This window comes from Mycobacterium sp. E2733 (assembly GCF_001667585.1).
GTDB lineage: Bacteria > Actinomycetota > Actinomycetes > Mycobacteriales > Mycobacteriaceae > Mycobacterium.
The window spans coordinates 66,783-91,317 of sequence record NZ_LZJZ01000122.1 but is presented as its reverse complement, the minus strand read 5'-3'; the positions used below and the strand labels follow the sequence as shown (position 1 = coordinate 91,317).

General features: G+C 69.4%; 24 protein-coding genes and 1 riboswitch. Of the genes, 19 read left to right on the top strand and 5 right to left on the bottom strand.

Annotated features, from left to right (window positions below; genetic code table 11):
• Positions 1–95 precede the first annotated feature (95 nt).
• Positions 96–2,582 carry a DNA translocase FtsK gene (locus tag A5678_RS22410; RefSeq protein ID WP_082945689.1) on the top strand — a complete coding sequence of 829 codons (2,487 nt, stop codon included), beginning with the start codon at positions 96–98 and terminating at the stop codon, positions 2,580–2,582.
• Positions 2,583–2,644: 62 nt separating this feature from the next.
• Here the strand turns inward: A5678_RS22410 and A5678_RS22405 are convergent, their stop codons facing one another.
• The gene (locus A5678_RS22405; RefSeq protein WP_197502219.1) at positions 2,645–3,160 is read right to left on the bottom strand and encodes an amino-acid N-acetyltransferase; all 516 of its coding nucleotides are present in this window, start codon (positions 3,158–3,160) and stop codon (positions 2,645–2,647) included.
• A 56-nt stretch (positions 3,161–3,216) separates the two neighbouring features.
• Here A5678_RS22405 and pgsA point away from each other — a divergent pair, with 56 nt between their 5' ends.
• The 4 genes from pgsA (at position 3,217) to A5678_RS22385 (ending at position 6,043) form a co-directional block, all read left to right on the top strand.
• A complete protein-coding gene (pgsA, locus tag A5678_RS22400) occupies positions 3,217–3,816 on the top strand; it encodes a CDP-diacylglycerol--glycerol-3-phosphate 3-phosphatidyltransferase (RefSeq protein WP_082945688.1) in 600 nt (199 codons plus the stop codon).
• Positions 3,817–3,932: 116 nt separating this feature from the next.
• Positions 3,933–4,271 carry a transcriptional regulator ClgR gene (gene clgR / locus A5678_RS22395; RefSeq protein WP_068046978.1) on the top strand — a complete coding sequence of 113 codons (339 nt, stop codon included), beginning with the start codon at positions 3,933–3,935 and terminating at the stop codon, positions 4,269–4,271.
• A gap of 127 nt (positions 4,272–4,398) precedes the next feature.
• On the top strand, positions 4,399–5,223 hold the full coding sequence (pspA, locus tag A5678_RS22390; RefSeq protein WP_068046974.1) for a phage shock protein PspA: 825 nt from the start codon (positions 4,399–4,401) through the stop codon (positions 5,221–5,223).
• A gap of 10 nt (positions 5,224–5,233) precedes the next feature.
• Positions 5,234–6,043, top strand: a complete 810-nt coding sequence (locus tag A5678_RS22385; RefSeq protein ID WP_068046970.1) for a hypothetical protein — start codon at positions 5,234–5,236, stop codon at positions 6,041–6,043.
• 4 nt (positions 6,044–6,047) lie between these two features.
• Here A5678_RS22385 and A5678_RS22380 read toward each other — a convergent pair whose 3' ends face one another.
• Positions 6,048–6,479, bottom strand: coding sequence for a limonene-1,2-epoxide hydrolase family protein (locus A5678_RS22380; protein ID WP_068046965.1), 432 nt, complete (start codon positions 6,477–6,479; stop codon positions 6,048–6,050).
• 53 nt (positions 6,480–6,532) lie between these two features.
• Between A5678_RS22380 and A5678_RS22375 the strand changes: the two genes are divergently transcribed.
• Genes A5678_RS22375 through A5678_RS22365 form a run of 3 tightly spaced genes read left to right on the top strand, consistent with a single transcriptional unit; the run spans position 6,533 to position 8,233 of the window.
• The gene (locus A5678_RS22375; RefSeq protein WP_068046962.1) at positions 6,533–7,699 is read left to right on the top strand and encodes a glycosyltransferase; all 1,167 of its coding nucleotides are present in this window, start codon (positions 6,533–6,535) and stop codon (positions 7,697–7,699) included.
• A 32-nt stretch (positions 7,700–7,731) separates the two neighbouring features.
• A complete protein-coding gene (locus A5678_RS22370) occupies positions 7,732–7,995 on the top strand; it encodes a hypothetical protein (protein WP_068046959.1) in 264 nt (87 codons plus the stop codon).
• A 43-nt stretch (positions 7,996–8,038) separates the two neighbouring features.
• Entirely contained in the window at positions 8,039–8,233 is a 195-nt protein-coding gene (locus A5678_RS22365; protein WP_067199382.1) for a DUF3046 domain-containing protein, read from the top strand.
• A gap of 17 nt (positions 8,234–8,250) precedes the next feature.
• On the opposite strand, the gene A5678_RS22360 is transcribed toward A5678_RS22365, so the two are convergent.
• Together A5678_RS22360 and A5678_RS22355 are read right to left on the bottom strand one after the other, a co-directional pair.
• A complete protein-coding gene (locus A5678_RS22360; protein WP_068046956.1) occupies positions 8,251–8,877 on the bottom strand; it encodes a flavodoxin family protein in 627 nt (208 codons plus the stop codon).
• 44 nt (positions 8,878–8,921) lie between these two features.
• On the bottom strand, positions 8,922–9,587 hold the full coding sequence (locus A5678_RS22355; RefSeq protein ID WP_068046953.1) for a (2Fe-2S)-binding protein: 666 nt from the start codon (positions 9,585–9,587) through the stop codon (positions 8,922–8,924).
• Positions 9,588–9,630: 43 nt separating this feature from the next.
• A riboswitch (cobalamin riboswitch) is annotated at positions 9,631–9,765 on the bottom strand.
• Positions 9,766–9,934: 169 nt separating this feature from the next.
• On the opposite strand from A5678_RS22355, the gene recA reads away from it, so the two are divergent.
• The 4 genes from recA to A5678_RS22335 all read left to right on the top strand — a co-directional run bounded on the left by recA (position 9,935) and on the right by A5678_RS22335 (position 13,625).
• Positions 9,935–10,975: a recombinase RecA gene (gene recA, locus A5678_RS22350; protein WP_068046950.1), complete on the top strand. Its 1,041-nt coding sequence runs from the start codon at positions 9,935–9,937 to the stop codon at positions 10,973–10,975.
• Positions 10,941–11,453 (top strand): recombination regulator RecX, encoded by a 513-nt coding sequence (gene recX / locus A5678_RS22345; RefSeq protein ID WP_068046947.1) that lies wholly within the window; start codon positions 10,941–10,943, stop codon positions 11,451–11,453. Before recA ends, recX begins: the two co-directional genes overlap by 35 nt.
• Before the next feature lie 61 nt (positions 11,454–11,514).
• Complete coding sequence (gene miaB, locus A5678_RS22340; RefSeq protein ID WP_197502223.1) at positions 11,515–13,008, top strand: tRNA (N6-isopentenyl adenosine(37)-C2)-methylthiotransferase MiaB; 1,494 nt, start codon at positions 11,515–11,517, stop codon at positions 13,006–13,008.
• Positions 13,005–13,625 (top strand): hypothetical protein, encoded by a 621-nt coding sequence (locus A5678_RS22335; RefSeq protein ID WP_068046944.1) that lies wholly within the window; start codon positions 13,005–13,007, stop codon positions 13,623–13,625. The genes miaB and A5678_RS22335 overlap by 4 nt, the downstream gene beginning before the upstream one ends.
• Here A5678_RS22335 and A5678_RS22330 read toward each other — a convergent pair.
• Positions 13,622–14,983, bottom strand: a complete 1,362-nt coding sequence (locus A5678_RS22330; RefSeq protein WP_068046941.1) for a DUF349 domain-containing protein — start codon at positions 14,981–14,983, stop codon at positions 13,622–13,624. The genes A5678_RS22335 and A5678_RS22330 overlap by 4 nt on opposite strands.
• A 460-nt stretch (positions 14,984–15,443) precedes the next feature.
• Here A5678_RS22330 and A5678_RS22325 point away from each other — a divergent pair, with 460 nt between their 5' ends.
• The 7 genes from A5678_RS22325 (at position 15,444) to A5678_RS22295 (ending at position 24,513) form a co-directional block, all read left to right on the top strand.
• The gene (locus tag A5678_RS22325) at positions 15,444–16,412 is read left to right on the top strand and encodes a DMT family transporter (RefSeq protein ID WP_068046939.1); all 969 of its coding nucleotides are present in this window, start codon (positions 15,444–15,446) and stop codon (positions 16,410–16,412) included.
• Between the two features lie 28 nt (positions 16,413–16,440).
• Complete coding sequence (locus A5678_RS22320; protein ID WP_068046936.1) at positions 16,441–17,130, top strand: hypothetical protein; 690 nt, start codon at positions 16,441–16,443, stop codon at positions 17,128–17,130.
• A 7-nt stretch (positions 17,131–17,137) separates the two neighbouring features.
• A complete protein-coding gene (gene miaA / locus A5678_RS22315) occupies positions 17,138–18,061 on the top strand; it encodes a tRNA (adenosine(37)-N6)-dimethylallyltransferase MiaA (protein ID WP_068047120.1) in 924 nt (307 codons plus the stop codon).
• 22 nt (positions 18,062–18,083) lie between these two features.
• Positions 18,084–18,956, top strand: a complete 873-nt coding sequence (dapF, locus tag A5678_RS22310; protein WP_068047116.1) for a diaminopimelate epimerase — start codon at positions 18,084–18,086, stop codon at positions 18,954–18,956.
• Positions 18,957–19,002: 46 nt separating this feature from the next.
• Positions 19,003–20,442: a GTPase HflX gene (hflX, locus tag A5678_RS22305; RefSeq protein WP_068046933.1), complete on the top strand. Its 1,440-nt coding sequence runs from the start codon at positions 19,003–19,005 to the stop codon at positions 20,440–20,442.
• Positions 20,443–20,535: 93 nt separating this feature from the next.
• Complete coding sequence (locus A5678_RS22300; protein ID WP_068046930.1) at positions 20,536–21,696, top strand: acyl-CoA dehydrogenase family protein; 1,161 nt, start codon at positions 20,536–20,538, stop codon at positions 21,694–21,696.
• Between the two features lie 594 nt (positions 21,697–22,290).
• The gene (locus A5678_RS22295; RefSeq protein WP_068046926.1) at positions 22,291–24,513 is read left to right on the top strand and encodes an LGFP repeat-containing protein; all 2,223 of its coding nucleotides are present in this window, start codon (positions 22,291–22,293) and stop codon (positions 24,511–24,513) included.
• The last annotated feature ends 22 nt before the right edge of the window (positions 24,514–24,535 follow it).

Below are 24,535 nucleotides of genomic sequence, written 5' to 3'. Positions count from 1 at the left end.
ACGCCACCACCAACCCGCCAGATGGCTCAGTAGCCCGAACCGTTACCAGTGTGGCGGGTGGTGCAGATGATGGCGATGCGACTACGCTTGCCGACATGGCTAACAAGACCGCCACCCGCTCCAAAGCCAGAACGAGCAGGTCAAAGGCCCCTTCGCGGAGTGGGTCGGGTCGTAGGCGGCCGGCGGCGCCCCGGAAGCGGCCGAGCAGGCCCACCAGGCGGCGTAACCGTTCGCTGCTGGTGGCCGCCGGGCTGACCGGCGGCCGGGCGCTGCGCGCCACCTGGCTGCTGGCGGCACGCAGCACCGGCGGCGCGGCCCGGTCCATCGGACGGGCCCGCGACATCGACCCGGGGCATCGCCGGGACGGGATCGCGCTGATGCTGCTCGGCCTCTCCGTCGTGGTCGCCGCGAGCTCGTGGTTCAACGCCGCCCGGCCGGTCGGCGCGTGGGTCGACACGCTGTTGCGCACCTTCATCGGGGCGGGGGTCCTGGCGCTCCCGGTCGTCACCGCCGCGGTGGCGGTCGCGCTGATGCGGACCCAGCCCAATCCCGATGCGCGACCTAGGCTAATCCTGGGCGCCACCCTGATCGCCCTTTCCGCGCTCGGCCTGCGCCACCTGTGGTCGGGCTCGCCGGAAGACCCGGAAGCGCGCCGCCGCGCCGCGGGATTCATCGGCTTCGCGATCGGCGGCCCACTGTCCGACGGGCTGACGGCCTTCATCGCCGCGCCGTTGTTGTTCATCGGTTTCATGTTCGGCCTGCTGTTGCTGACCGGGACCACCATCCGGGAGGTGCCCGACGCGGTCCGCGCCATGTTCGGCGCCCGGTTGCTCGGCGATGACGAGTCCGACTACGAGTACGACGACGATGCGGATTTCGTTGCGGCCGAAGAGTATTCCGACGACTACTACGATGAGAGTTCGCTGGATGTCGACGGGGGGCCGCCGGCCTGGCCGACGGCGGGCCCGGCCCCGGCCCTGCGGGACAACGAGGACGACATCCCCACCACGCCGGAGCCGGCCATCGGGAAGAGCCGCCGTCGCGACAAGAAGAAGACCGAGGTGCTCGACCGCGTCGTCGAGGGTCCCTACACGCTGCCGTCGCTGAGCCTGCTGGTCGCCGGGGACCCGCCCAAGAAGCGCAGCGCCGCCAACACCGTCATGGCCGACGCCATCAGCGAGGTGCTCACCCAGTTCAAGGTCGACGCGGCCGTCACCGGCTGCACCCGCGGGCCCACCGTCACGCGCTACGAGGTGGAGCTGGGCCCGGGCGTCAAGGTCGAGAAGATCACCGCGCTGCAAAAGAACATCGCCTACGCGGTGGCCACCGAGAGCGTGCGCATGCTGGCCCCGATCCCCGGCAAGTCCGCCGTCGGCATCGAGGTGCCCAACACCGACCGGGAAATGGTGCGGCTGGCCGACGTGCTGACCGCGCCGTCGACCCGCCGCGACCACCACCCGCTGGTGATCGGCCTCGGCAAGGACATCGAAGGCGACTTCATCTCCGCCAACCTGGCCAAGATGCCGCACCTGCTGGTCGCGGGCTCCACTGGATCGGGCAAGTCCAGCTTCGTCAACTCGATGCTGGTGTCGCTGCTGACCCGCGCCACTCCCGAAGAGGTCAGGATGATCCTGATCGATCCCAAGATGGTGGAGCTCACCCCGTACGAGGGCATCCCACACCTGATCACCCCGATCATCACCCAGCCCAAGAAGGCCGCCGCCGCGCTGGCCTGGCTGGTGGAGGAGATGGAGCAGCGCTACCAGGACATGCAGGCGTCGCGGGTGCGCCACATCGACGACTTCAACGAGAAAGTGCGGTCGGGGGCCATCACCGCGCCGCTGGGCAGCCAGCGCGAATACCGGCCGTACCCGTACGTCGTGGCGATCGTCGACGAGCTGGCCGACCTGATGATGACCGCGCCCCGCGACGTCGAGGATGCGATCGTGCGGATCACCCAGAAGGCCCGCGCCGCCGGCATCCACCTGGTGCTGGCCACCCAGCGCCCGTCGGTCGACGTGGTCACCGGGCTCATCAAGACCAACGTGCCGTCGCGGCTGGCGTTCGCCACGTCGTCGCTCACCGACAGCCGGGTGATCCTCGACCAGGCCGGCGCGGAGAAGCTGATCGGCATGGGCGACGGCCTGTTCCTGCCGATGGGCGCGAGCAAGCCCCTGCGGCTGCAGGGCGCCTACATCACCGACGAGGAGATCCACGCCGTCGTCAACGCCTGCAAGGACCAGGCCGAGCCCGAATACACCGAGGGCGTCACCACGGCCAAGCCGACGGGCGAACGCACCGACGTCGACCCAGACATCGGCGACGACATGGACGTGTTCCTGCAGGCCGTCGAGCTCGTGGTGTCCAGCCAGTTCGGCTCGACCTCGATGCTGCAGCGCAAGCTGCGCGTCGGCTTCGCCAAGGCCGGCCGGCTGATGGACCTGATGGAGACCCGCGGCATCGTCGGGCCCAGCGAGGGATCCAAGGCGCGTGAGGTGCTGGTCAAGCCCGACGAGCTGGCCGGAACGCTGGCGTTGATCCGTGGCGGCAGCGACGCCGACGGCGGTGACCCCGACGAGTAGCGGCGTGGACTAGTGGCGATCGCGAGGGCAGCGTAGCCGGCGAAGCGGGTCGCCACCTCGGGCTAAAGCACCAGCAGCATCCGGGAGTTGCCCAGGATGTTGGGCTTGACGTAGCTCAGGTCCAGGAACTCGGCGACACCGATGTCGTAGGAGCGGCACATCTCGTCGAACACCTCGGCGGTCACCGGCGTGCCCTCGATCTCGGTGAACCCGTGCTTGCCGAAGAACTCGGTCTCGAACGTCAGCACGAACAACCGCTTCAGCTGCAGCTCACGCGCGACCTCCAGCAGCCGGTCGACGATCGCGTGGCCGATGCCGCGGCCCGTCATCGCGGGGTCGACCGCGACGGTGCGGATCTCGCCCAGGTCGGACCACATCACGTGCAGCGCGCCGCAACCGACCACGTCGTCGCCGCATTCGGCCACCCAGAACTCCTGGACGGCCTCGTACAGGGTCACCAGGTTCTTCTCGAGCAGGATCTTTCCCGCGTAGGTGTCGACGAGTCGTTTGATCGCGGGGACATCGGACGTTCGCGCGCGTCGCACCACCGGGAGGCGGTCCTGCGAACTTTCGGTCACGGCTAACAGTATCGGCATCGAGCACGGGTGCGCTGGTCAACAGTTATTCTGTTGCGGTGTCGGGGCAGCCGCAAACGGGACCGTTGATGGGACCGCCGGGCCGCGTCCATATCGCAAATCTCGCCAACACACTAACGCTGCTGCGGCTGGTGTTGGTCCCGATCTTCCTGCTCGCGCTGTTCGCCAAGGACGGCCACGAAATCGCCTTCCGGATCGTGGCTTTCGTGATTTTCGCGCTGGCGTGCATCACCGATCGGCTGGACGGCCTGCTGGCCCGCAACTATGGCATGGCGACCGAATTCGGTGCGTTCGTCGATCCGATCGCGGACAAGACGCTGGTCGGGTCGGCCCTGATCGGGCTGTCGATGCTCGGTGACCTGCCCTGGTGGGTCACGGTGGTGATCCTGGCGCGCGAATTCGGGGTCACCGTGCTGCGGCTGGCCGTGATCCGCCGCGGCGTCATCCCGGCCAGTTGGGGCGGCAAGGTCAAGACCGTGATCCAGGTGGTGGCGATCGGCTTGTTCATTCTGCCGCTGGCCGGGCCGTTCCGGGTGGCGGCGGCGGTGGTGATGGCTGCGGCCATCGTGCTGACGATCGTCACCGGCATCGACTATGTGGTGTCGACCGTTCGGGAAGTGCGCCGGACGACCGACTGAATTTCCGGTCGCCGAACGGGAACCAAGACCCCACCGCCGGCGTTTCACGTAGTGAGCATCTGCCGGACGCGGTCGATTCGCGCCGAGCGGGGCCGACTGGACGAAGGAGGGCGGGGATGCCGTCATTAGTGCGCGAGGTCATCGGCGACGTGCTGCGCGAGGCCCGGACGACACAGGGCCGGACGCTGCGCGAGGTGTCCGATTCGGCGCGGGTGAGCCTCGGTTACCTGTCCGAGGTGGAACGCGGGCGCAAGGAGCCCTCCAGCGAGTTGCTCAACGCGATCTGCGAGGCCTTACAGGTACCGCTGTCGTCGGTGCTCACCGACGCCGGCGAGCGGCTGGCCGGCCAGGAACGGGCGGCGCTCGGTGCGCAGGCCGACGGGGTGCGCGGTCCCAGCATCGACGCCGGCACGAAGGTCGTCATCCCGCCGGTGGCGTCCCTCGCGATCGCCTGAGCGCCGCCCGGCGCGGCGATCCAGCGCCAGGGGTAGGGCGATCGGCCCCGACCCACTAAATTGAGCGACAAGCGACGGCCCATCCAGGGACCATCCGGCCTACAAGAAGCGAAGGTGGAGCTCACTCATGGCCAATCCGTTCGTCAAAGCGTGGAAGTACCTGATGGCGCTGTTCAACGCGAAGATCGACGAGCACGCCGACCCCAAGGTGCAGATCCAGCAGGCCATCGAGGAAGCGCAACGCACGCACCAGGCGCTGACGCAGCAGGCGGCGCAGGTGATCGGCAACCAGCGCCAGCTGGAGATGCGGCTCAACCGGCAGCTCGCCGACATCGAAAAATTGCAGGTCAACGTGCGTCAGGCCCTGACCCTCGCCGACCAGGCCACCGCCGCCGGTGACGCCGCCAAGGCCGCCGAGTACAACAACGCCGCCGAGGCGTTCGCGGCCCAACTGGTGACCGCCGAGCAGAGCGTCGAGGACCTCAAGACGCTGCACGATCAGGCGCTCAGCGCGGCCGCCCAGGCCAAGAAGGCGGTCGAGCAGAACGCGATGGTGCTGCAGCAGAAGATCGCCGAGCGCACCAAGCTGCTCAGCCAGCTCGAGCAGGCCAAGATGCAGGAACAGGTGAGTGCCTCGCTGCGGTCGATGAGCGAGATCGCCGCGCCGGGCAACGTGCCCAGCCTCGACGAGGTGCGCGACAAGATCGAACGCCGCTACGCCAACGCGATCGGTTCCGCCGAGCTCGCGCAGGGCTCGGTGCAGGGCCGCATGCTCGAGGTCGAGCAGGCCGGGGTGCAGATGGCCGGTCACTCCCGGCTCGAGCAGATCCGCGCGTCGATGCGCGGCGAGGCGTTGCCGACCGGTGGGACGCCCGCCGCCGGGGCCACTCCCGAGGCGAGCCCCGCGTCCGCCGAGCCTGGCGCGGTCACCGAGAAGCCCTTTGGCCAGTAACCCGGGTGTCGTGGCGGTGAGCGAGACGCGGCGCGGGCTCTGGCGCACGATGCTGGGGCGCGGGTTGGCCACCGCCGCCGACCTTTCCGACCTCATGGCCCAAAAGATCAGCGCCGCCACGGATCCGCGTGCGCGGCTGCTGCGGCGGCAACGCCGCGCGCTGCGGTGGGGCCTGATCTTCGCCGCCGGCTGCGTGTTCTGGGCGGCGGTGACGATGCTGCTGGCCGCCTGGGGATGGTTCGCGCTCCTGCTGGAGATCACCGGCGCCGTGGCGGTCGCACAGGCCTTCTTGGGGACGCTGTTGTTGGCTCGCTACTTCAGTCTGCGTTCCGAGCCGCTGCCCACGCCCCGCCCGGCGAACGTGCGTCGGCTGCCGCCGCCCGGGTCGGCGGCGCGGCCCGCCATGTACGCGCTGGGCGCCTCCGAACGCGGATTCCTCTCGCTGTTGAACGTGATCGAGCGGGGCTCGATGTTGCCGACCGCCGAAATTCGCGAACTGACCGCGGCGGCCAACAAATCTTCCGCCGCCATGACGGCCACCGCCGCGGAAGTGGTCTCGATGGAGCGGGCGGCGCAGTCCAGCGAATCATCGCGGCCGTATCTGGTGCCCACCATCAACGCGTTCACCGCGCAGCTGAGCGCCGGCGTCCGCCAATACAACGAGATGGTCACTGCCGCAGCTCAATTGGTGTCCACGGCCAACGGCGATCAACTGGCCGCCTCACAGCGCTACCGCTCCGAGCTGGCCGGAGCAACCGACCGGCTGGTCGGCTGGGCGCAGGCGTTCGACGAACTCGGCGGATTGCGCGGCGCCAGCTAGCGGGCTAGAACGTCGCCTTCAGCGACGGCAGTACCACGGCGGCCAGGCCGCGAAGGGTCGCCTTGAACATGTCGAAGAAGTCGAAGTAGTCGCGCCACAACGTGATTCGCCCGTCGTGGACCTCGAACACGCCGCACACCCAGAACTGAAGCCGCAGCGGGCCGAAGATCAGGGCGTCGGTGCGCTCGGTGAGCACCGCCCCGCCGTCGGCGGCGATGCGGTGCATCTTCACCTCGAAGGCAGCGCGGCCGTCCATCTGGCGAAACAACTTCATCGCCCTGGCGCGGCCGTGAATCGTCGGCAGCCCGACATTTTCGTAGACGAGGTTGTCGTCCAATGCCGCGGCGGCGGCGTCGTAATCCGCGTCCTGCAGGGCGTTCAGAAAGCCCTCGACCGTGCGGGTGTTCGCAACGGTGGTCCCAGTCAGCTCGGTCATGACTGCCAGCGTAGGCGAGCGTTTCGGTGGCGTGCTGTGGCAGGGTAAGGCCGATGCGTGTCGCCGTGGTCGCCGGGCCGGATCCCGGGCACTCGTTCCCCGCGATTGCGCTGTGCCAACGGTTCGCCGACGCGGGCGACGAACCCACGCTGTTCACCGGCGCCGAGTGGCTCGACACCGCCCGCGCCGCGGGCATCGACGCTGTCGAGCTGGACGGGCTCGCGGCCATAGACGACGACGTCGACGCCGGGGCCAGGATCCACCGGCGTGCCGCGCAGATGGCGGTGCTCAACGTGCCGGCGCTCCGCGAGCTGGCGCCCGACCTGGTGGTGTCCGACGTCATCACCGCATGCGGTGGCTTGGCCGCCGAGCTGCTGGGCATCCCGTGGATCGAGCTCAACCCGCATCCGCTTTACCTGCCGTCGAAGGGACTGCCGCCGATAGGCAGCGGACTCGCGCCGGGCACCGGCGTCCGCGGCCGACTCCGCGACGCCACGATGCGGGCGCTGACCGCGCGGTCCTGGCGCGCGGGCCTGCGGCAGCGCGCGGCCGTGCGGGTCGAGATCGGGCTGCCGGCCCGCGACCCCGGGCCGCTGCGGCGGCTGATCGCCACCCTGCCCGCCCTCGAGGTGCCGCGGCCGGACTGGCCGGCGGAGGCCGTGCTGGTGGGCCCGCTGCACTTCGAACCGACCGATCGGGTGCTGGAAATCCCGATCGGCTCCGGGCCCGTGGTGGTGGTCGCGCCGTCGACCGCCCTGACCGGGACCGAGGGCCTGGCCGAGATCGCGCTGGCCCACCTGCGGCCGGGGGAGACGCTGCCGGCCGGATCGCGGCTGGTGGTCTCGCGGTTGGGGGGAACGGATCTGCGTGTGCCGCCGTGGGCGGTGGTCGGGCTCGGCAGCCAGGCCGAGTTGTTGCGCCACACCGACCTGGTGATCTGCGGCGGCGGGCACGGCATGGTGGCCAAGACGCTGCTGGCGGGGGTGCCGCTGGTGGCGGTGCCCGGCGGTGGGGATCAGTGGGAAATGGCGAATCGGGTTGTCCGGCAGGGCAGCGGGCGGCTGATCCGCCCGTTCACCGCCGAGGCACTGGTGGCCGCGGTGAACGAGGTGTTGTCGTCGCCCCGTTATCGGGAGGCCGCCCAAGCCGCCGCCGCTAGCATCGTCGGCGTGGCCGATCCGGTCCGGGTGTGCCACGAAGCGCTCGCTCTGACGGCATGATCGGTCGGGTTCGCGAAAGGAGGGCGTCGGCCATGAGGACGATCGCCGCGGGTGGCCTGCTTCTCGCCCTGATGTTCGGCTCGGGCGTCGCGCACGCCGATAGCGGCGACGAGCAGCAGGCATGCCAGTTGATGGACGACCCGGCCGCGGCTGAGCAGGGCTATGCGCCGGCCGAATACGCCTTCATGCAGCTGCGCACCCGAATGTCGGCGCAGCGGGCACGGACCACCATGTCCGTGGCCGTCCAGGACTACTGCCCCAATCACCTGATCGACCTGCCCGCCAGTTGGCGATGACGCGGCCGGTGTCCGATCGCCGCCCGGTGGGTATCTTGCTGGCGTGCGGCTAACGGAATTCAACGAGCGGGTCGTGCTGCGATTCGGTGCGGCGTACGGCTCTTCGGTGCTGGCGGACCATGTGCTGAGCGGTTTCGACGGCCGCACCGCCGCCCAGGCGATCGAGGACGGCGCCGAGCCCCGCGATGTGTGGCGGGCCCTGTGCGTCGACTTCGACGTGCCGCGCGACCAGTGGTGACTTGCGGAGCGGGCCCCTTATTCGTAGGGCGGGTATTCGTTCTGCCGCAGTAGAGCCGCGAGGTGGACGGCGTTGCGGGCCGCCGTTTCGGTGGTGGCGGCCACCGCTTCCGGCACGTCGTCCAGGTCGTTGAAATTCGTCCCCTGCATGGCCTCGCCATTCCAGTACGTGCACCCCTGAGCGGGAATCGAGAATCCGATGTCGTTCAGCGCCTGGAAAAGGTCGGCGACGATCTTGTGCGCGCCGTCTTCGTTTCCCACGACGGCGGCCAGCGCCACTTTGCCCACCATCCGCGGCCGTCCGGCGTCGTCCTTGTCGGAGATCGCAGCGTCGAGGCGCTCCAGCACGCGCTGCGCGACGCTGGACATGTGGCCGACCCAGGTGGGTGTGGACAGCACGACGATGTCCGCCGCGGTGATCTTCTCCAGCAGCGCCGGCCATTCGTCGCCCGCACCCATGTCGGCTTCCACACCGGGCAGCAGCGCCAGGTCCACGCAGCGGACCGTCCCGCCTTCGACGCCCGCGCTGCGCAGTTGAGCGATCAGCTGATCGGCGATCAGCTCGCTGCTCGACGGCTCCGGGCTTTTCTTCAGCGAGCAGGTCAACGCGAGTGCGCGCAGGGATTGCGGTGCGGCTGTGGACATGGTGGTCAAATACCCCTGCGGGACAAGGGCAAACGACGTGACGCCTAAGTCCGGATCGGCGGTGGCGTGTCGAACACGCAATCGCCGCAGACCGACCGACCGGACAGGCGGTAGAAGAGGCAGCAACTTAGACGTCTGAAGCCCAGGCCAGGGCCGGTGACGCCCGATCCGGCCAGCGCGCCGGTGCCCAGCAGCGCATGAGTCATCCCGGCGATCCGCGGCCCGAGGTCGGGCCGCGCCGAAAGCAACGCCCGCGACGCACCGACGAGCGCGGAGGCGACGTTGCCCGCCAGCAGGGCGGGCGCCAGCCCGACCCGCAGGCCGGCGGCGAGCGGCTCCATGTGCTCTTGCACCACCACCCGGTACAGCACGTCCGGCGAATCGGCAGGGATCCCGACGGGCGCGGGCAACCGCAGTTGCGCCCCGTCGTCGGCGCGTTGCAAGTCGTGGAGGTCGGGGACTACGCCGTGCGCCAGCGCGCACGCGAGCACCGGTGACCACAAGCGGGTGGCGTGGCCGAGATGAACCAACGAGGCGGCGATCCGCAGGTCCGTCGCGTGATAGCGCCTGGCGGTGGCGTCGACCAGGTCGGCGCAGCCGTCGGCGTAGGACCGCCCGACCGGATGCCATCCCGCAGCATCGCCGCCCACGCTCAATGCGAAAAACCCGTTGTAGCAAGATATTTCGGCCAGCTCAGCGGAGATGTCCATAGGTGCGCAACCAAGCCTCTTAAGGGGAGATCCGCCCCGGTTGTAGTGAGGAAGCGCCGACGGCGAGTGTCTGGCTCCCGGGAGGGGCACCCCGGTCACAGTGGCGGGACCGCGCCGGATTCGCACCGGTTTCCTCAGGCTCTCGGATTTCCGGAAGCCCGTCAGCGCCTTTCGGTAGCAGATGTTGCCGTACGCGGTGGCGGGTCCGGCGTGTCCACTTGAATCGAACAGGTGTTCGGCTACTGTGGGGAACGTTCGGTGAGTCAACTTGTCGGTGGCCTTCTCTAGTGTCACGGCCAACCGACCGACACCGGTCATCGAACACACCGAACCATAGGAGAGGCACCATGACGCAAGCCCCCGACCGCGAGAAGGCTCTCGAACTGGCGATGGCCCAGATCGAAAAGAGCTATGGCAAAGGGTCGGTGATGCGTCTCGGCGACGAGATGCGTCAGCCGATCTCGGTCATTCCGACCGGATCCATCGCACTGGACGTGGCCCTGGGCATCGGCGGCCTGCCCCGCGGCCGGGTTGTGGAGATCTACGGCCCGGAGTCCTCGGGTAAGACCACCGTCGCCCTGCACGCGGTCGCCAACGCCCAGGCCGCCGGCGGGGTCGCGGCGTTCATCGACGCCGAGCACGCGCTGGACCCGGACTACGCCAAGAAGCTGGGCGTGGACACCGATTCCCTGCTGGTCAGCCAGCCCGACACCGGGGAGCAGGCCCTCGAGATCGCCGACATGCTGATCCGCTCCGGCGCGCTGGACATCCTGGTCATCGACTCGGTGGCGGCGCTGGTGCCGCGTGCGGAGCTCGAGGGCGAGATGGGGGACAGCCACGTCGGTCTGCAGGCCCGGCTGATGAGCCAGGCGCTGCGGAAAATGACTGGTGCGCTGAACAATTCGGGAACCACGGCGATCTTCATCAACCAGCTGCGGGAAAAGATCGGCGTGATGTTCGGCAGCCCGGAAACCACCACGGGTGGCAAGGCTTTGAAGTTCTACGCGTCGGTGCGCATGGACGTGCGCCGGATCGAGACGCTCAAGGACGGCACCAACGCGGTCGGTAACCGCACCCGGGTCAAGGTCGTCAAGAACAAGGTGTCGCCACCGTTCAAGCAGGCGGAATTCGACATCCTTTACGGCAGGGGGATCAGCCGCGAGGGTTCGCTGATCGATATGGGCGTGGAGCAGGGCTTCATCCGCAAGTCCGGTTCCTGGTTCACCTACGAGGGTGAGCAGCTCGGTCAGGGCAAGGAGAATGCCCGCACCTTCCTGATGGAAAACGGCGAGGTGGCCAACGAGATCGAGAAGAAGATCAAGGAGAAGCTTGGCATTGGCGCGGTCGTGACCGATGACGACGTCCTGCCCGCCCCCGTCGATTTCTGAGCCCTCTCGCGAGGAGCAGGCGCGGACGCTGTGCCTGCGCCTGCTCGCCGCGAGGGCGCGCACCCGGGCCGAGCTGCACGGCCAGCTGGCGAAACGCGGTTACCCCGAGGATGTCAGCGCTGCCGTGCTCGACCGGCTCGCCGCCGTCGGCCTGGTCGATGACAGCGACTTCGCCGAGCAGTGGGTGCAGTCCCGCCGGGCGAAGAGCAGGCGCGCCCTGGCCGCAGAACTGCACACCAAGGGTGTCGACAGGGACGTGATCGCCACGGCGCTGTCCGGGATCGATGCCGGTGCCGAGCGGGGCCGGGCGGAGCAGTTGGTGCGGACCAAGCTGCGTCGGGAAACGCTGGACGGCGATGACGCGCGAGTGACCCGCCGGCTGGTCGGAATGTTGGCGCGCCGTGGCTACAGCCAGAACCTGGCGTGCGAGGTCGTCCTCGCCGAGTTGGCCGCCGAACGGGAGCGCCGCCGGGTCTAGCCCGCTGACGTGCGGTTTCTCGCCTGCCGACCGGTCGCCGTACCATGGCCCCGTGACTTCGATGGTGGCCCGAGATGTTTCGGGGGCGCGTACCTACCAGGTGCGCACCTATGGCTGCCAGATGAACGTCCACGATTCCGAGCGGTTGGCGGGTCTGCTGGAAGCGGCCGGCTACGAGCGCGCGGTCGAGGGCGCCGAAGCCGACGTGGTCGTCTTCAACACCTGCGCGGTCCGCGAGAACGCCGACAACAAGCTGTACGGCAACCTCAGCCACCTGGCGCCGCGCAAGCGCGGCAATCCCGAGATGCAGATCGCGGTCGGGGGTTGCCTGGCCCAAAAGGACCGGGACGCGTTGCTGCGCAAGGCGCCCTGGGTCGACGTCGTCTTCGGCACGCACAACCTTGGATCGCTGCCCACGCTGCTCGAACGGGCCCGGCACAACAAGGTCGCCCAGGTGGAGATCGTCGAGTCGCTGCAGGAGTTTCCGTCGTCGCTGCCGAGCGCACGCGAATCGGCATACGCCGCTTGGGTTTCCGTCTCGGTCGGGTGCAACAACAGCTGCACCTTTTGCATCGTGCCCTCGCTGCGGGGCAAGGAGGTCGACCGCAGCCCGGCCGACATCCTGGCCGAGGTGAGGGCGCTGGTGGACGACGGCGTGCTCGAAGTCACGCTGCTGGGCCAGAACGTCAACGCCTACGGGGTGTCGTTCGCCGACCCGGCGCTGCCCCGCGATCGCGGCGCCTTTGCACGCCTCCTGCGGGCCTGCGGGGACATCGACGGTCTGGAACGGGTGCGGTTCACCTCGCCGCATCCGGCCGAATTCACCGACGATGTCATCGAGGCCATGGCGCAGACGCCGAATGTCTGCCCCGCCCTGCACATGCCGCTGCAGTCGGGCTCCGACCGGGTGCTGCGGGCGATGCGGCGCTCATACCGCGCCGAGCGGTACCTCGGCATCATCGACCGCGTGCGCGCCGCCATGCCGCACGCCGCCATCACCACCGACCTCATCGTCGGGTTCCCCGGTGAGACCGAAGAGGACTTCGCGGCCACGCTCGATGTGGTGCGGCAGGCCCGCTTCGCCGCCGCGTTCACCTTCCAGTACTCCAAGCGGCCCGGCACCCCGGCCGCCGAGCTCGACGGGCAGCTGCCGAAAGCCGTTGTGCAGGAACGCTATGAGCGGCTGGTCGAGCTGCAGGAGCAGATCTCGCTGGAGGGCAATCGCGCGCTGGTCGGGCAGACCGTGGAATTGCTGGTCGCCGCCGGCGAGGGACGCAAGGACGCGCGCACGGCCCGGATGACCGGCCGCGCCCGCGACGGCCGCCTGGTGCACTTCAGCGCCGACGACCGGGTGCGACCGGGGGACCTCGTCACCGCGGTGGTCACCCAGGCCGCGCCGCACCACCTGATCGCCGACGCCGGCATCCTCAGCCATCGCCGCACCCGCGCCGGAGACGCGCACGCCGCCGGGCAGCGCCCGGATGGCATCGGGCTCGGCATGCCCGCCGTCGGACCGCCCGCCGGCCCAATCGAACCCCTTGGATGTGCCAGATGAACGAAGAACACCCCCACCTCGACGCCCTGCGCACCGAAATCGAGGCCGCCGAGCGCCGGGTGGCGCGCGGATTCGACCCGGGCCCAAGGGGTTTCGTCGTGGCCATCCTGGTCTTCGTGCTGCTGGGATCGTTCATCCTGCCGCACACCGGCGCGGTCCGCGGCTGGGACGTACTGTTCAGCAGCCACGGGGCCGGCGCGGCCGCGGTGGCGCTGCCATCGCGGGTGTTCGCCTGGCTGACGCTGGTGTTCGGCGTCGGCTTCTCGATGCTGGCGTTGGTCACGCGGCGCTGGGCGCTGGCCTGGATCGCGCTGGCGGGTTCGGCGCTCGCCGGGGCGGCGGGGTTGTTGGCCATCTGGTCGCGCCAGACGGTGGCCGCGGGGCATCCGGGCCCGGGCTTGGGCCTGATCGTGGCCTGGATCATCGTCCTCACGCTGACCTACCAGTGGGCGCGGGTGGTGTGGTCGCGCACCATCGTTCAGCTCGCGGCCGAGGAGCAGCGGCGCCGCATCGCGGCGCAGCAGCAGTCGATGACGCTCCTCGACAGCCTGGACAACGGGCCCGAATCCAGCCCGGTACGGCCGAACGATGCGGCGCCCAGGGATCCCGAAGCCTAGGGCTTGCGGGTCAGCGCGTCGGCGGCCGCCTGCGCCCACTGCCGCCACTGCTCGGCATTGGCCTTGGCCTCTTCGGCCTCTTTGGTGCGGCCCGCCGCCGCGGCCTTCTGGGCCTGCTGCTCGTACTGTTCGGCGCGCGTGCGGAACTGCTCGGCGCGGGCCTGCGCCTGCGGGTCCGACCAATCGGCCTCGCCCGCGTCGCGCACCTTCTTCTCGACCGCGCGCAGCCGACGCTCCAGTTCGGCGGACCGCTCGCGCGGCACCTTGCCGATCGCGTCCCACTTCTCGGCGATCGACCGCAGCGCCGCCCTGGCCGCGTCGTGGTTGCTCGTGTCGATCTTCTCCGCCTCGGCCAGCAGTGCCTCCTTGGCGGTGGCGTTGGCCCGCAGCTCCGCGTCCTTCTCCGCCGTCGCCGCGTTGCGGGCCGCGAAGAAGACGTCCTGGGCCGCCTTGAACCGCCGCCACAGGGCATCGTCGACGTCCCGGGCCGCACGGCCCGCCGCCTTCCACTCCGTGAGCAGCTTGCGGAATTCAGCGCTCGTGGCGGTCCAGTCCGTCGAATCGGACAACTCCTCAGCCCGTTCGCACAGCCGTTCCTTCGCCTGCCGAACTCCCACCCGTTCCCGGTCCAGCTCGGCGAAATGCGATCCCCGCCGCCGGTTGAAGGCCTCCCGGGCCGCCGAATAGCGCTTCCACAGCGCGTCGTCGACCTTCCGGTCCAGGCCGTTGATGGTCTTCCACTCGTCGAGGATGGCCCGCAGCCGGTCGCCGGCCGCCTTCCACTGCGTCGACTTCGCACCCAGCTCCTCGGCCTCGGCGGCCAGCGCCTCCTTGCGCGCGGTCTGGGTGGCCCGATGCTCGTCGCGGCGGGAGCGCTCCTCGGCGACGGCGGCCTCGACCTGGTCGATGAGGCTGGTCAACCGGCGTGCGAGCGCGTCCACGTCACCCAGCACGGACGCCGTCGGCAATGTTTCGGCCAGCTCGGACGCATGGGCTTTGATCTTGCGGGCGTCACCGGTTCCCGCCGCCAGCCGCTCCTCCATGAGGGTGATCTCGGTGCTCAGGTCGTCGAAGCGGCGGCCGAAGTGGGCGAAGGCGGCCTCGGTGTCGCCGGCCTGCCAGGAGCCGACGATGCGCTCGCCGGCGGCAGTGATCAGCCAGACCGTCCCGTCGTCGTCGACCCGCCCGAACTGATGCGGATCGCTGCGCGGGGGCGCCGGTATCGGATGGGCGGCGGGCCGCGGCCCCGGACCGAGCGGCCGGGGCCCGGGGCGTGGTCCCGGGCGTGGCACCGGGCGCGAAATCGGTTGAGCCACCTGGGGCGCCGGATCTCCGCCGTGCGGTTCGTCAGCCGTCATGCGCTCGTCACCTACCCTTCGCGCGGTCGGTATTCCGCGCACCTGCCGCGCGTAGCGGCACCGTCTGCTGCAGCCATGGGCTGGCCGTCTCGGCTCTCCCAACAGCTGCTTAACAGTATTCAAGCAGCTTGGCGGCCCATGCGCCGCCACCGGTGATCTTTCGTTCGGGATGCATCCGCCCAGACCACTGGATATGACGCCGGCCCGTAACCGACTCGGACGGAGAAACGATGGCCAAGGCGGACCTTGCGCGCGCCGCGCATCCGGCGTAACCGGATCGCAGCGTTTCCCACAGGACACCCTTAAGTTGATGCCGTATCAACTTAGGGGTGAACCGGTCAGCGAGCCGCAGCGTGGCCCACGTCATACAGTCGTTGTTGAACTGATCGCGAATTTTGGGTGTATTTCCCCGCACCCCAGGGAAAGCTGGTCGGGGCAGTTGTGAGGTGAGGGGTCGCTCATGTCGAAGGTTGATGTCGCGGCGCTGATAGCGCTGTGCGCGGCGTTGGCGTCCGCGGTTGGCGATGTGATCCGTCAGCGCTCGGCGCAGGAGATCACGGACAAAAAGGTCGGTCATCTCGAGCTCTTCCGCATGTCGTTGCGGGATACCCGGTGGTGGTTGGGCGGCTTGGCGGCGATCGTCAATTACAGCCTGCAGGCCGGGGCTTTGGCCTGGGGCTCGGTGGTGTTGGTGACCGCGCTGCAGGTGACCGCGTTGCTGTTCGCCCTGCCGATCTATGCCCGGCTGACCAAGCGCCGGGTGACCCGCTGGGAGTGGGTCTGGGCGGTCATCCTGGCCGGCGCCCTGGCGGTGGTCATCATCGTCGGCGACCCCGCGTCCGGCCATCAGCGTGCATCGGTCGGGACGTGGGCCGTGGTGGCCGCGGTGATGGTGCCGCTGCTGGTGGCGTGCGTCGTGGCCGCGCGGATCTGGTCGGGCAGCCCCTTTGCCGCCGCGCTGCTCGCGGTGGTGGCGGGTTCGGCCCTGGCGTTGTTCGCGGTGCTCACGAAGGGCATCGTCGAGGTGGCCGAGGGTGGCCCGTTGGCCGTGCTGGGCGCCCCCGAGTTCGTCCCCTGGCTGCTGCTGGCGCTGACCGGAATGATCTTCCAGCAGTCGGCGTTCCGTGCCGGCGCGCTGACGGCCTCGATGCCGACGATGACCGTCGCCAAGCCCGTGGTGGCGGGGTTGCTCGGCATTTTCGTGCTCGGCGAGACGCTGAACGCCGACGGGCCCAAGGCCTTCATCCTGGTCGCGGCGGTGGCGGTGGTGATCGTGGCCACGGTCGCGCTCGCCCGCGGCGAGGCCGCCACCATGGTCGCGGAGGTCGGCCGGGACGACCCAAGCATCACGCCGGACGCCTGGTTGTCCGGGGAGGCCGAGGCCGACCCTTTTAGCACCGGCCCCGTAGTCGCGGCGGCCGAGGCCTGACACACACGGCAACCGTTAGTTTGGTGGCGTGCTCAGCGGCATTGCGATCGTTCCGTCTCCGCCGCTGCTGGTGCCCGAGCTCGCCGGAGCGGCCACCGCGGAGGTGACCGACCTGACGGCCGCGGTGCTGGCGGCGGCCGCCCTGCTGCCCGCGCGCTGGACCGTCATCGGGGTCGCTGATCGCGACGACGTCTTCGGCCCCGACGCGGCCGGCTCTTTCGCGGGTTTCGGCGCCGACGTGCGTGTCGGGCTTTCCCCGCACGCCGTCTCCAAGCCGCCCGCCGACCTGCCCGTGTGCGCGTTGCTGGCCGGCTGGATTCGGGGCCGGGCCCGGCCCGACGCGACCGCGCGGGCCCACGTCTTCTCCGCCGACCACGACGCCGAGACCGCGCTGGCCCACGGGCGACGCCTGCGCGCCGACATCGACCGGTCACCGGAAGCGGTCGGCGTGCTGGTCGTGGCCGACGGCGCGAACACCCTGACGCCGGCCGCTCCCGGCGGATACGACCCGGGCAACGCGGACGCTCAGCTGGCCCTCGACGACGCGCTGGCAACCGGCGACGTCCCCGCCCTGATGCGGCTGCCGCGGCAGATCCTGGGCCGGGTCGCCTTCCAGGTGCTGGCCGGCCTGGCCGAACCGGGGCCGCGATCGGCCAAGGAGCTATACCGGGGTGCGCCCTACGGCGTGGGCTACTTCGCCGGCGCCTGGCAGCTCTGAGGTGGCCGTGCGACCACTGGCGATCATCGGGCCCACCGGAACCGGCAAGTCGCAGCTGGCGCTCGACTTTGCAGAACGGGTTGAGGGCGCCGCCGAAATCGTGAACGCCGATGCGATGCAGCTCTATCGCGGGATGGACATCGGCACGGCCAAGCTGCCCGTCGACCAACGGCGCGGCATACCGCATCACCAGCTCGACGTCCTGGACGTCACCGAGACCGCGACCGTCGCCCGTTACCAGCGCGCCGCCGCAGCGGACGTCGAGGCGATCGCCGCTCGCGGCGCCGTGCCCATCATCGTGGGCGGCTCGATGCTCTACATCCAGTCCCTGCTCGACGACTGGTCGTTTCCCGCGACCGATCCCGCCGTGCGGGCGCGCTGGGAACAGCGTCTGGCCGAGGTCGGCGTCGGCGGGCTGCACGCCGAGCTGGCCCGTCGGGACCCCGCCGCCGCGGCGGCCATCCTGCCCACCGACGCCCGGCGCACCGTGCGGGCGCTCGAGGTGGTCGAGCTGACCGGCCAGCCGTTTGCCGCGTCCGCACCGCGAATCGGCTCCCCGAAGTGGGACACCGCCATCGTCGGACTGGATTGCGAGACAACGATTCTGGACGAGCGGCTGGCCCGGCGCACCGACGCCATGTTCGACCAGGGCCTGGTCGACGAGGTGAGCGGGTTGCTCGGCGAGGGCCTGCGCGACGGGGTCACCGCCTCGCGCGCCCTGGGTTACGCCCAGGTGATCGAGGCGCTCGACGCCGGGGGCGGCGCCGATCGACTGCGCGACGCGCGGGAACAGACCTACGTGGGCACCCGACGCTATGTGCGACGGCAGCGGTCGTGGTTCCGCCGCGACCACCGGGTCCACTGGTTGGGCGCCGCCGATAGGGCGCGGCTCGTCGACGAAACCCTGCGCGCCTGGCGCCACGTATCCTGAGCAGGTGAATCGCGCGGCGCACGTGATCTTCGCCAAGGGCCACGGCACGGAGAACGACTTCGTGGTGCTGCCCGACGTCGACGCGGCCCTCACACTCAGCGCGGCCCGGGCGGCCGCCTTGTGCGACCGCCGGCGCGGGCTGGGCGCCGACGGGGTGCTGCGGGTCACCACCGCCGGTGCCGCCCTCTCGGCCGGCGTGCTCGACCGGCTGCCCGACGGCGTGGACGCGGCCGACTGGTACATGGACTACCGCAACGCCGACGGTTCCGTCGCCCAGATGTGCGGCAACGGCGTCCGGGTGTTCGCGCACTACCTGCGCGCGAGCGGTCTGGAGTCCCGGGACGAGTTCGTGGTGGGTTCGCCGGCCGGGCCCCGCCCGGTGACCGTGCACCGCGTCGATGCCACGTATGCCGACGTCACCGTCGACATGGGCAAGGCCAACAGGCTGGGCCCGGGACAGGCGACGGTCGGCGGGCGCCGGTTTTCCGGCCTCGCGGTCGACGTGGGCAATCCCCACCTGGCGTGCGTGGATCCCGACCTGACCGCGGAGGAGCTGTCGAGGCTGGACGTGGCGGCGCCAGTCAGCTTCGACCACGCCCAGTTCCCGGAGGGGGTGAACATCGAAGTTCTGACGGCACCGACCGACGGCGCGGTGCGGATGCGGGTGCACGAGCGAGGCGTGGGTGAGACCCGCTCGTGCGGCACCGGCACGGTCGCGGCCACGGTGGCCGCTCTGGCCGCCGCCGGGGCGGACACCGGAACCCTCACGGTTCGGGTGCCGGGCGGCGACGTCGTCGTCACCATCAACGACGCCACCAGCTACTTGAGAGGGCCCTCGGTACTGGTGGCACAAGGCGAGGTGAGCGGGGAATGGTGGGACGCGCAGGAGCGTTAATTCGAGTGCACGACGCCGATCCGCCGTGCATCATCTTGTATTGCCTATGACATATCCAGAATCTCCCAATTACGCTCCCGCAGTTGAGGAGCCAAGCACCGGCGAACTCGCCCTGGAAGAACGGTCGGCGCTGCGCCGCGTCGCCGGTCTATCCACCGAACTCGCGGACGTATCCGAAGTCGAGTACCGCCAGCTCCGGCTGGAACGCGTGGTGCTGGTCGGCGTGTGGACCGACGGGACCGCCGCCGACAGCGAGGCCAGCATGGCCGAGTTGGCCGCCCTGGCCGAGACCGCAGGCTCCCAGGTGCTCGAAGGGCTCATCCAGCGCCGCGACAAGCCCGACCCGTCGACCTACATCGGCTCGGGCAAGGCTCAGGAGCTACGCGAAGTGGTGCTGGCCACGGGCGCCGACACCGTGATCTGCGACGGTGAACTGTCCCCGGCGCAGCTGACCGCGCTGGAAAAGGCGGTGAAGGTGAAGGTCATCGACCGCACCGCGCTGATCCTGGACATCTTCGCCCAGCACGCCACCAGCCGGGAGGGCAAGGCGCAGGTATCGCTGGCCCAGATGGAATACATGCTGCCCCGGCTGCGCGGCTGGGGTGAGTCGATGTCCCGCCAGGCCGGTGGCCGCGCCGGCGGCAGCGGGGGAGGCGTGGGCCTGCGCGGTCCCGGTGAAACCAAGATCGAGACCGACCGCCGCCGCATCCGCGAACGAATGGCCAAGTTGCGCCGCGAGATCAAGGACATGAAGCAGGTCCGCGATACCCAGCGCAGCCGCCGCCTGCACAGCGACATGCCGTCGATCGCCATCGTCGGCTACACCAACGCCGGCAAGTCCAGCCTGCTCAACGCGCTCACCGGCGCGGGGGTACTGGTGCAGGACGCGCTGTTCGCCACGCTGGAGCCCACCACCCGCCGCGCCGAGTTCTGCCCCGATTCCAAGAGGGCCGGCGTTTACACGATCACCGACACCGTCGGGTTCGTCCGGCACCTGCCGACCCAACTGGTCGAGGCGTTCCGCTCCACGCTGGAGGAGGTCGTCGACGCCGACCTGTTGCTGCATGTGGTCGACGGCTCGGATGCCAACCCGCTGGCCCAGATCAATGCGGTGCGCGCGGTGATCTCCGAAGTCATCGCCGATCACAACGGCGATCCACCACCCGAGCTTTTGGTGGTCAACAAGGTCGACGCCGCTAGCGACCTGACGCTGGCCAAGCTTCGGCACGCGCTGCCCGGCGCGGTGTTCGTCTCGGCGAGGACCGGCGAGGGCATCGAGGCCCTCCGACGCCGGATGGGCGAGCTGGCTGTTCCCGCCGACACCGCCGTGGACGTGGTGATTCCCTACCACCGCGGCGACCTGGTGGCCCGGCTGCACGCCGACGGCCGGGTGCAGCAGGAGGAGCACAACCCCGACGGCACCCGGATCAAGGCCCGCGTGCCGGTGGCGCTGGCCGGGCGCCTGCAGGAGTTCTCGACACGCTGATCTCCCGGGCGACCGGACCCCGCCGGCCGCCGACCAACCGTCTGGTTGGTATATGTTGGGCGACAGAGTTTCCAGTCGCCGGAGGTCATCCACATGGGCAGTGCCGTCAAGTACCAGCGCACTCTTTTCGAGGCGGAGCACGACCTGTTCCGTGAGTCCTACCGGGCGTTCCTCGATCGCCACGTCGCGCCCCATCACGACGAATGGGAGAAGGCGAAGATCGTCGACCGCGGAGTGTGGCTCGAGGCCGGCAAGCAGGGCTTCCTCGGCATGGCGGTGCCCGAGGAATACGGCGGCGGGGGTAACCCCGACTTCCGGTACAACACGATCATCACCGAGGAGACCACCGCCGGTCGCTATAGCGGGATCGGTTTCGGCCTGCACAACGACATCGTGGCGCCGTACCTGCTGGCCCTGGCCACCGAAGAGCAGAAGCAGCGCTGGCTGCCGAAGTTCTGCACCGGCGAGCTCATCACCGCCATCGCGATGACCGAGCCGGGAACCGGCAGCGACTTGCAGGGCATCAAGACCCGCGCGGTCAAGCAGGGCGACCACTACGTGCTCAACGGCGCAAAGACGTTCATCACCAACGGAATCAACTCCGACTTGGTGATCGTGGTCGCGCAGACCGATCCCGATAAAGGGGCGCAGGGCTTTTCGTTGCTCGTCGTCGAACGCGGCATGGAGGGTTTCGAACGCGGCCGGCACCTGAACAAGATCGGGCTCGACGCGCAGGACACCGCCGAGTTGTCGTTCACCGATGTCAAGGTTCCCGCCGAAAACCTGCTGGGGCAGGAGGGCATGGGGTTCATCTATCTGATGCAGAACCTGCCGCAGGAGCGGATTTCGATCGCCATCATGGCGGCCGCGGCAATGGAGCAGGTACTCGAAGAAACCCTGCAATACACCAAGGAGCGCAAGGCATTTAACAAGCCGATCGGCAGCTTCCAGAACAGCCGCTTCGTGCTCGCCGAGCTGGCGACCGAGGCGACGGTGGTGCGCATGATGGTCGACGAGTTCATCCGCTTGCACCTGGACAAGAAGCTGACGGCGGAGCAAGCGGCGATGGCCAAATGGTATTCGACCGAAAAGCAGGTGCACCTGATCGACCGTTGCCTGCAACTGCACGGCGGTTACGGCTACATGCGCGAATACCCCGTTGCCCGTGCCTATCTGGACGCGCGGGTGCAGACCATCTACGGCGGAACGACCGAGATCATGAAAGAGATCATCGGCCGCAGCCTGGGGGTCTAGCGCTAACACGTTGGTCGACAACGCCATCGGGCCGGCCGATTCGCACGCTGACGGCAAACCTCGTCGATGCGCGGCACGCGGGGCGATTTTTCGGGTAGATCGTTGAAGAGTTAATAGCTTCACGTACCGTCGGCACATGTGTTCGGGGTACGTCGCCCGCGTAATCGCGCATCGCCAAGCCGAAAAGCACGCGGCCGCTGACGACCCGGGCAAGGCTGGCAGCACCTGCGGGTGCGGGACCCCGACGCGCGACGCCAGCCGTGCGCCGATGCGCAGGCGGGCGTCGGGTTCGGGGTTGGCCACGAAGCCCCATGCGTCGCGAGACCGATGCTGCGGGCGGTCGCGATTTGAGCGTGGCTCTGCATCATTTCGACACCGGCGTGGTATCCGTTTTTGTAATATTCGTGATTTGACTTCGCATTTTTCGTTCGCGGGAGCAAAGTTATGCGCGCCCGACGATAATGCGGATCGGAACGGGGTTGTTTCCCCGCGGTCGGACTACGGCCCGCTTGCCGCATGTGCAGGTACGGGCCTAGCCGCTGACAGGGGCATAGCCGTCGGCTGGGAGGCTTGGTGAACGGGCAGAGAGGGCACATGCGCAGGCTGGTCGGGAGCGCGCTGGTCACCTTGACCGCCACGGCAATAGCCGCCGCGTTGCTGGCGCCTCCGGCCTCGGCGTCTCCTATCGGCGACGCCGAGGCGGCCATGATGGCGGCGTGGGAGAAGGCCGGCGGCGACGGTTCACCGCTGGGCGCCCGCAAGGGCGATGTGTACCCCGCCGGCGATGGTTTCGCGCTGGATTTCGACGGCGGAAAGATGTTCTTCACCCCGGCGACCGGCGCCAAATTCGTCTACGGGCCGATCCTGGACAAATACGAGATGCTGGGCGGGCCCGCCGGCAGCGATCTGGGCTTTCCCGCCATCAACGAAGTCCCCGGCCTCGCCGGACCCGACAGCCGGGTGAGCACCTTCTCGGCCAGCGACAAACCCGTCATCTTCTGGACGCCCGAGCACGGCGCGTTCGTGGTGCGCGGCGCGATCAACGCCGCCTGGGACAAGCTGGGCAGTTCGGGCGGAGTTCTCGGCGTCCCGATCGGCGACGAGACGTACAACGGCGAGGTGTCCGCCCAGAAGTTCAGCGGCGGTCAGGTCTCGTGGAACCGGCAGACGAAGCAGTTCTCCACCGAGCCGCCGGCCCTGGCCGACCAGTTGAAGGGCCTGCAGGTGGCGATCGATCCGACCGCGGCCATCAACATGGCATGGCGTGCGGCCGGCGGGCCCAATGGGCCGTTGGGGGTCAAGAAGGGCGCGCAGTATCCGATCGGCGGCGACGGAATCGCCCAAGACTTCGCCAACGGCAAGGTCTATTTCAGCCCGGCCACCGGTGCGAACGCCGTCGAGAGCAACATCCTGGCCAAGTACGAGTCGCTCGGCGGACCCGCCGGCAGCGACCTGGGATTCCCCACCGCCAACGAATCCGACGGCGGGATCCCGTCCAGCCGCGTCGTCACCTTCTCCGGTGCCGACAAACCCGTGATCTTCTGGACTTCCGAGCGCGGCGCCTTCGTGGTGCGCGGCGCCATGAAGGCGGCGTGGGACAAACTCCGCGGACCGACCGGCAAGCTGGGCCCGCCCGTCGGCGACCAGGCCGTGAATGGTGACGTCGTCTCCCAGCAGTTCACCGGCGGCAAGATCTCGTGGAACCGGGCGAAGAACACGTTCAGCACGGATCCGGCCAACCTCGCGCCACTGCTGTCCGGCCTGCAGGTGTCGGGCCAGAACCAGCCCAGCAACTCGGCGATGCCGGCCCATGCCAAGAAGTTCACGTGGCAGTGGTGGTGGCTGCTGGCCGCCATCCCGGTGCTGGCGCTGATCTTCGTGGTGGGGTTGCTTGCACTCGGTTGGCGTCGGCGCCGCGCCTTACGTGCGGACACCGGCTACGAGCCTCCCCGCGACCTCGATGCCGGTCACGACGCCGGTGCCGACGCGCATTGGGGACGCGACGACGTCACCACCGAGCATCTCGAGCGTCAGCAGGAAGCGCCTGAGGCCGCCGGTCGGGTCAGCTGGCGGCGGGGACGCGCGGACGAGGATTCATTCGAGCAGGACCCCGACGCGGTGGACACCGACTCCTTCTCCGCGGTCTCACCCGCGGCCCTGTCGGAGGCCGGCTACCCGGAGGCCGAGTACGCCGAAACCGAGTACGCCGAAAGCGAGTACGCCGAATCCGAGTACGCCGAATCCAAGTACGCCGAATCCGAGTACGCCGACGAGGATTACGCCGAGGTCGAGTACGCCGACGAAGAGCGCGCGTCCGCCTACCCGGCTGCCGACCGCCCGGACGATGACTATGTGGAGGCCGAATACCTCGACGTCGCCGTGGCGGGTACGCCCCCGGACGCGGAGTTCGCCGCAGGTGCCCCCGATGTCGCCGGTCCCGAGGCCGACTATCCGGATGTTGCGGTGACACCCGTCCCGGCGGACGTCGCCGACGCCCCCACTCCGGAAGCCGCCGCCCCGGAAGCCGTCGCGCCAGAGGCGGCCGCGGCCGCCCTTGCATCCGAGCAGCGCGGCGGGCGGCACGCGGCCACGGACGACGAGGACACCGTCGGGGGAGCCGCCCCGGCCGGGCGCCCGACCATCCACCTACCGCTCGATGACCCCTATCAGGTGCCCGACGGATACCCGATCAAGGCGAGCGCCCGCTTCGGGCTGTATTACACGCCGGGCAGCGAGCTCTACCACGACACGCTCGCCGAAATCTGGCTGTCCAGCGAGGAAGTGGCGCGGGCCAACGGCTTCGTGAAGGCGGACTGAGCCGCCGGGACTCCGCGGCGGG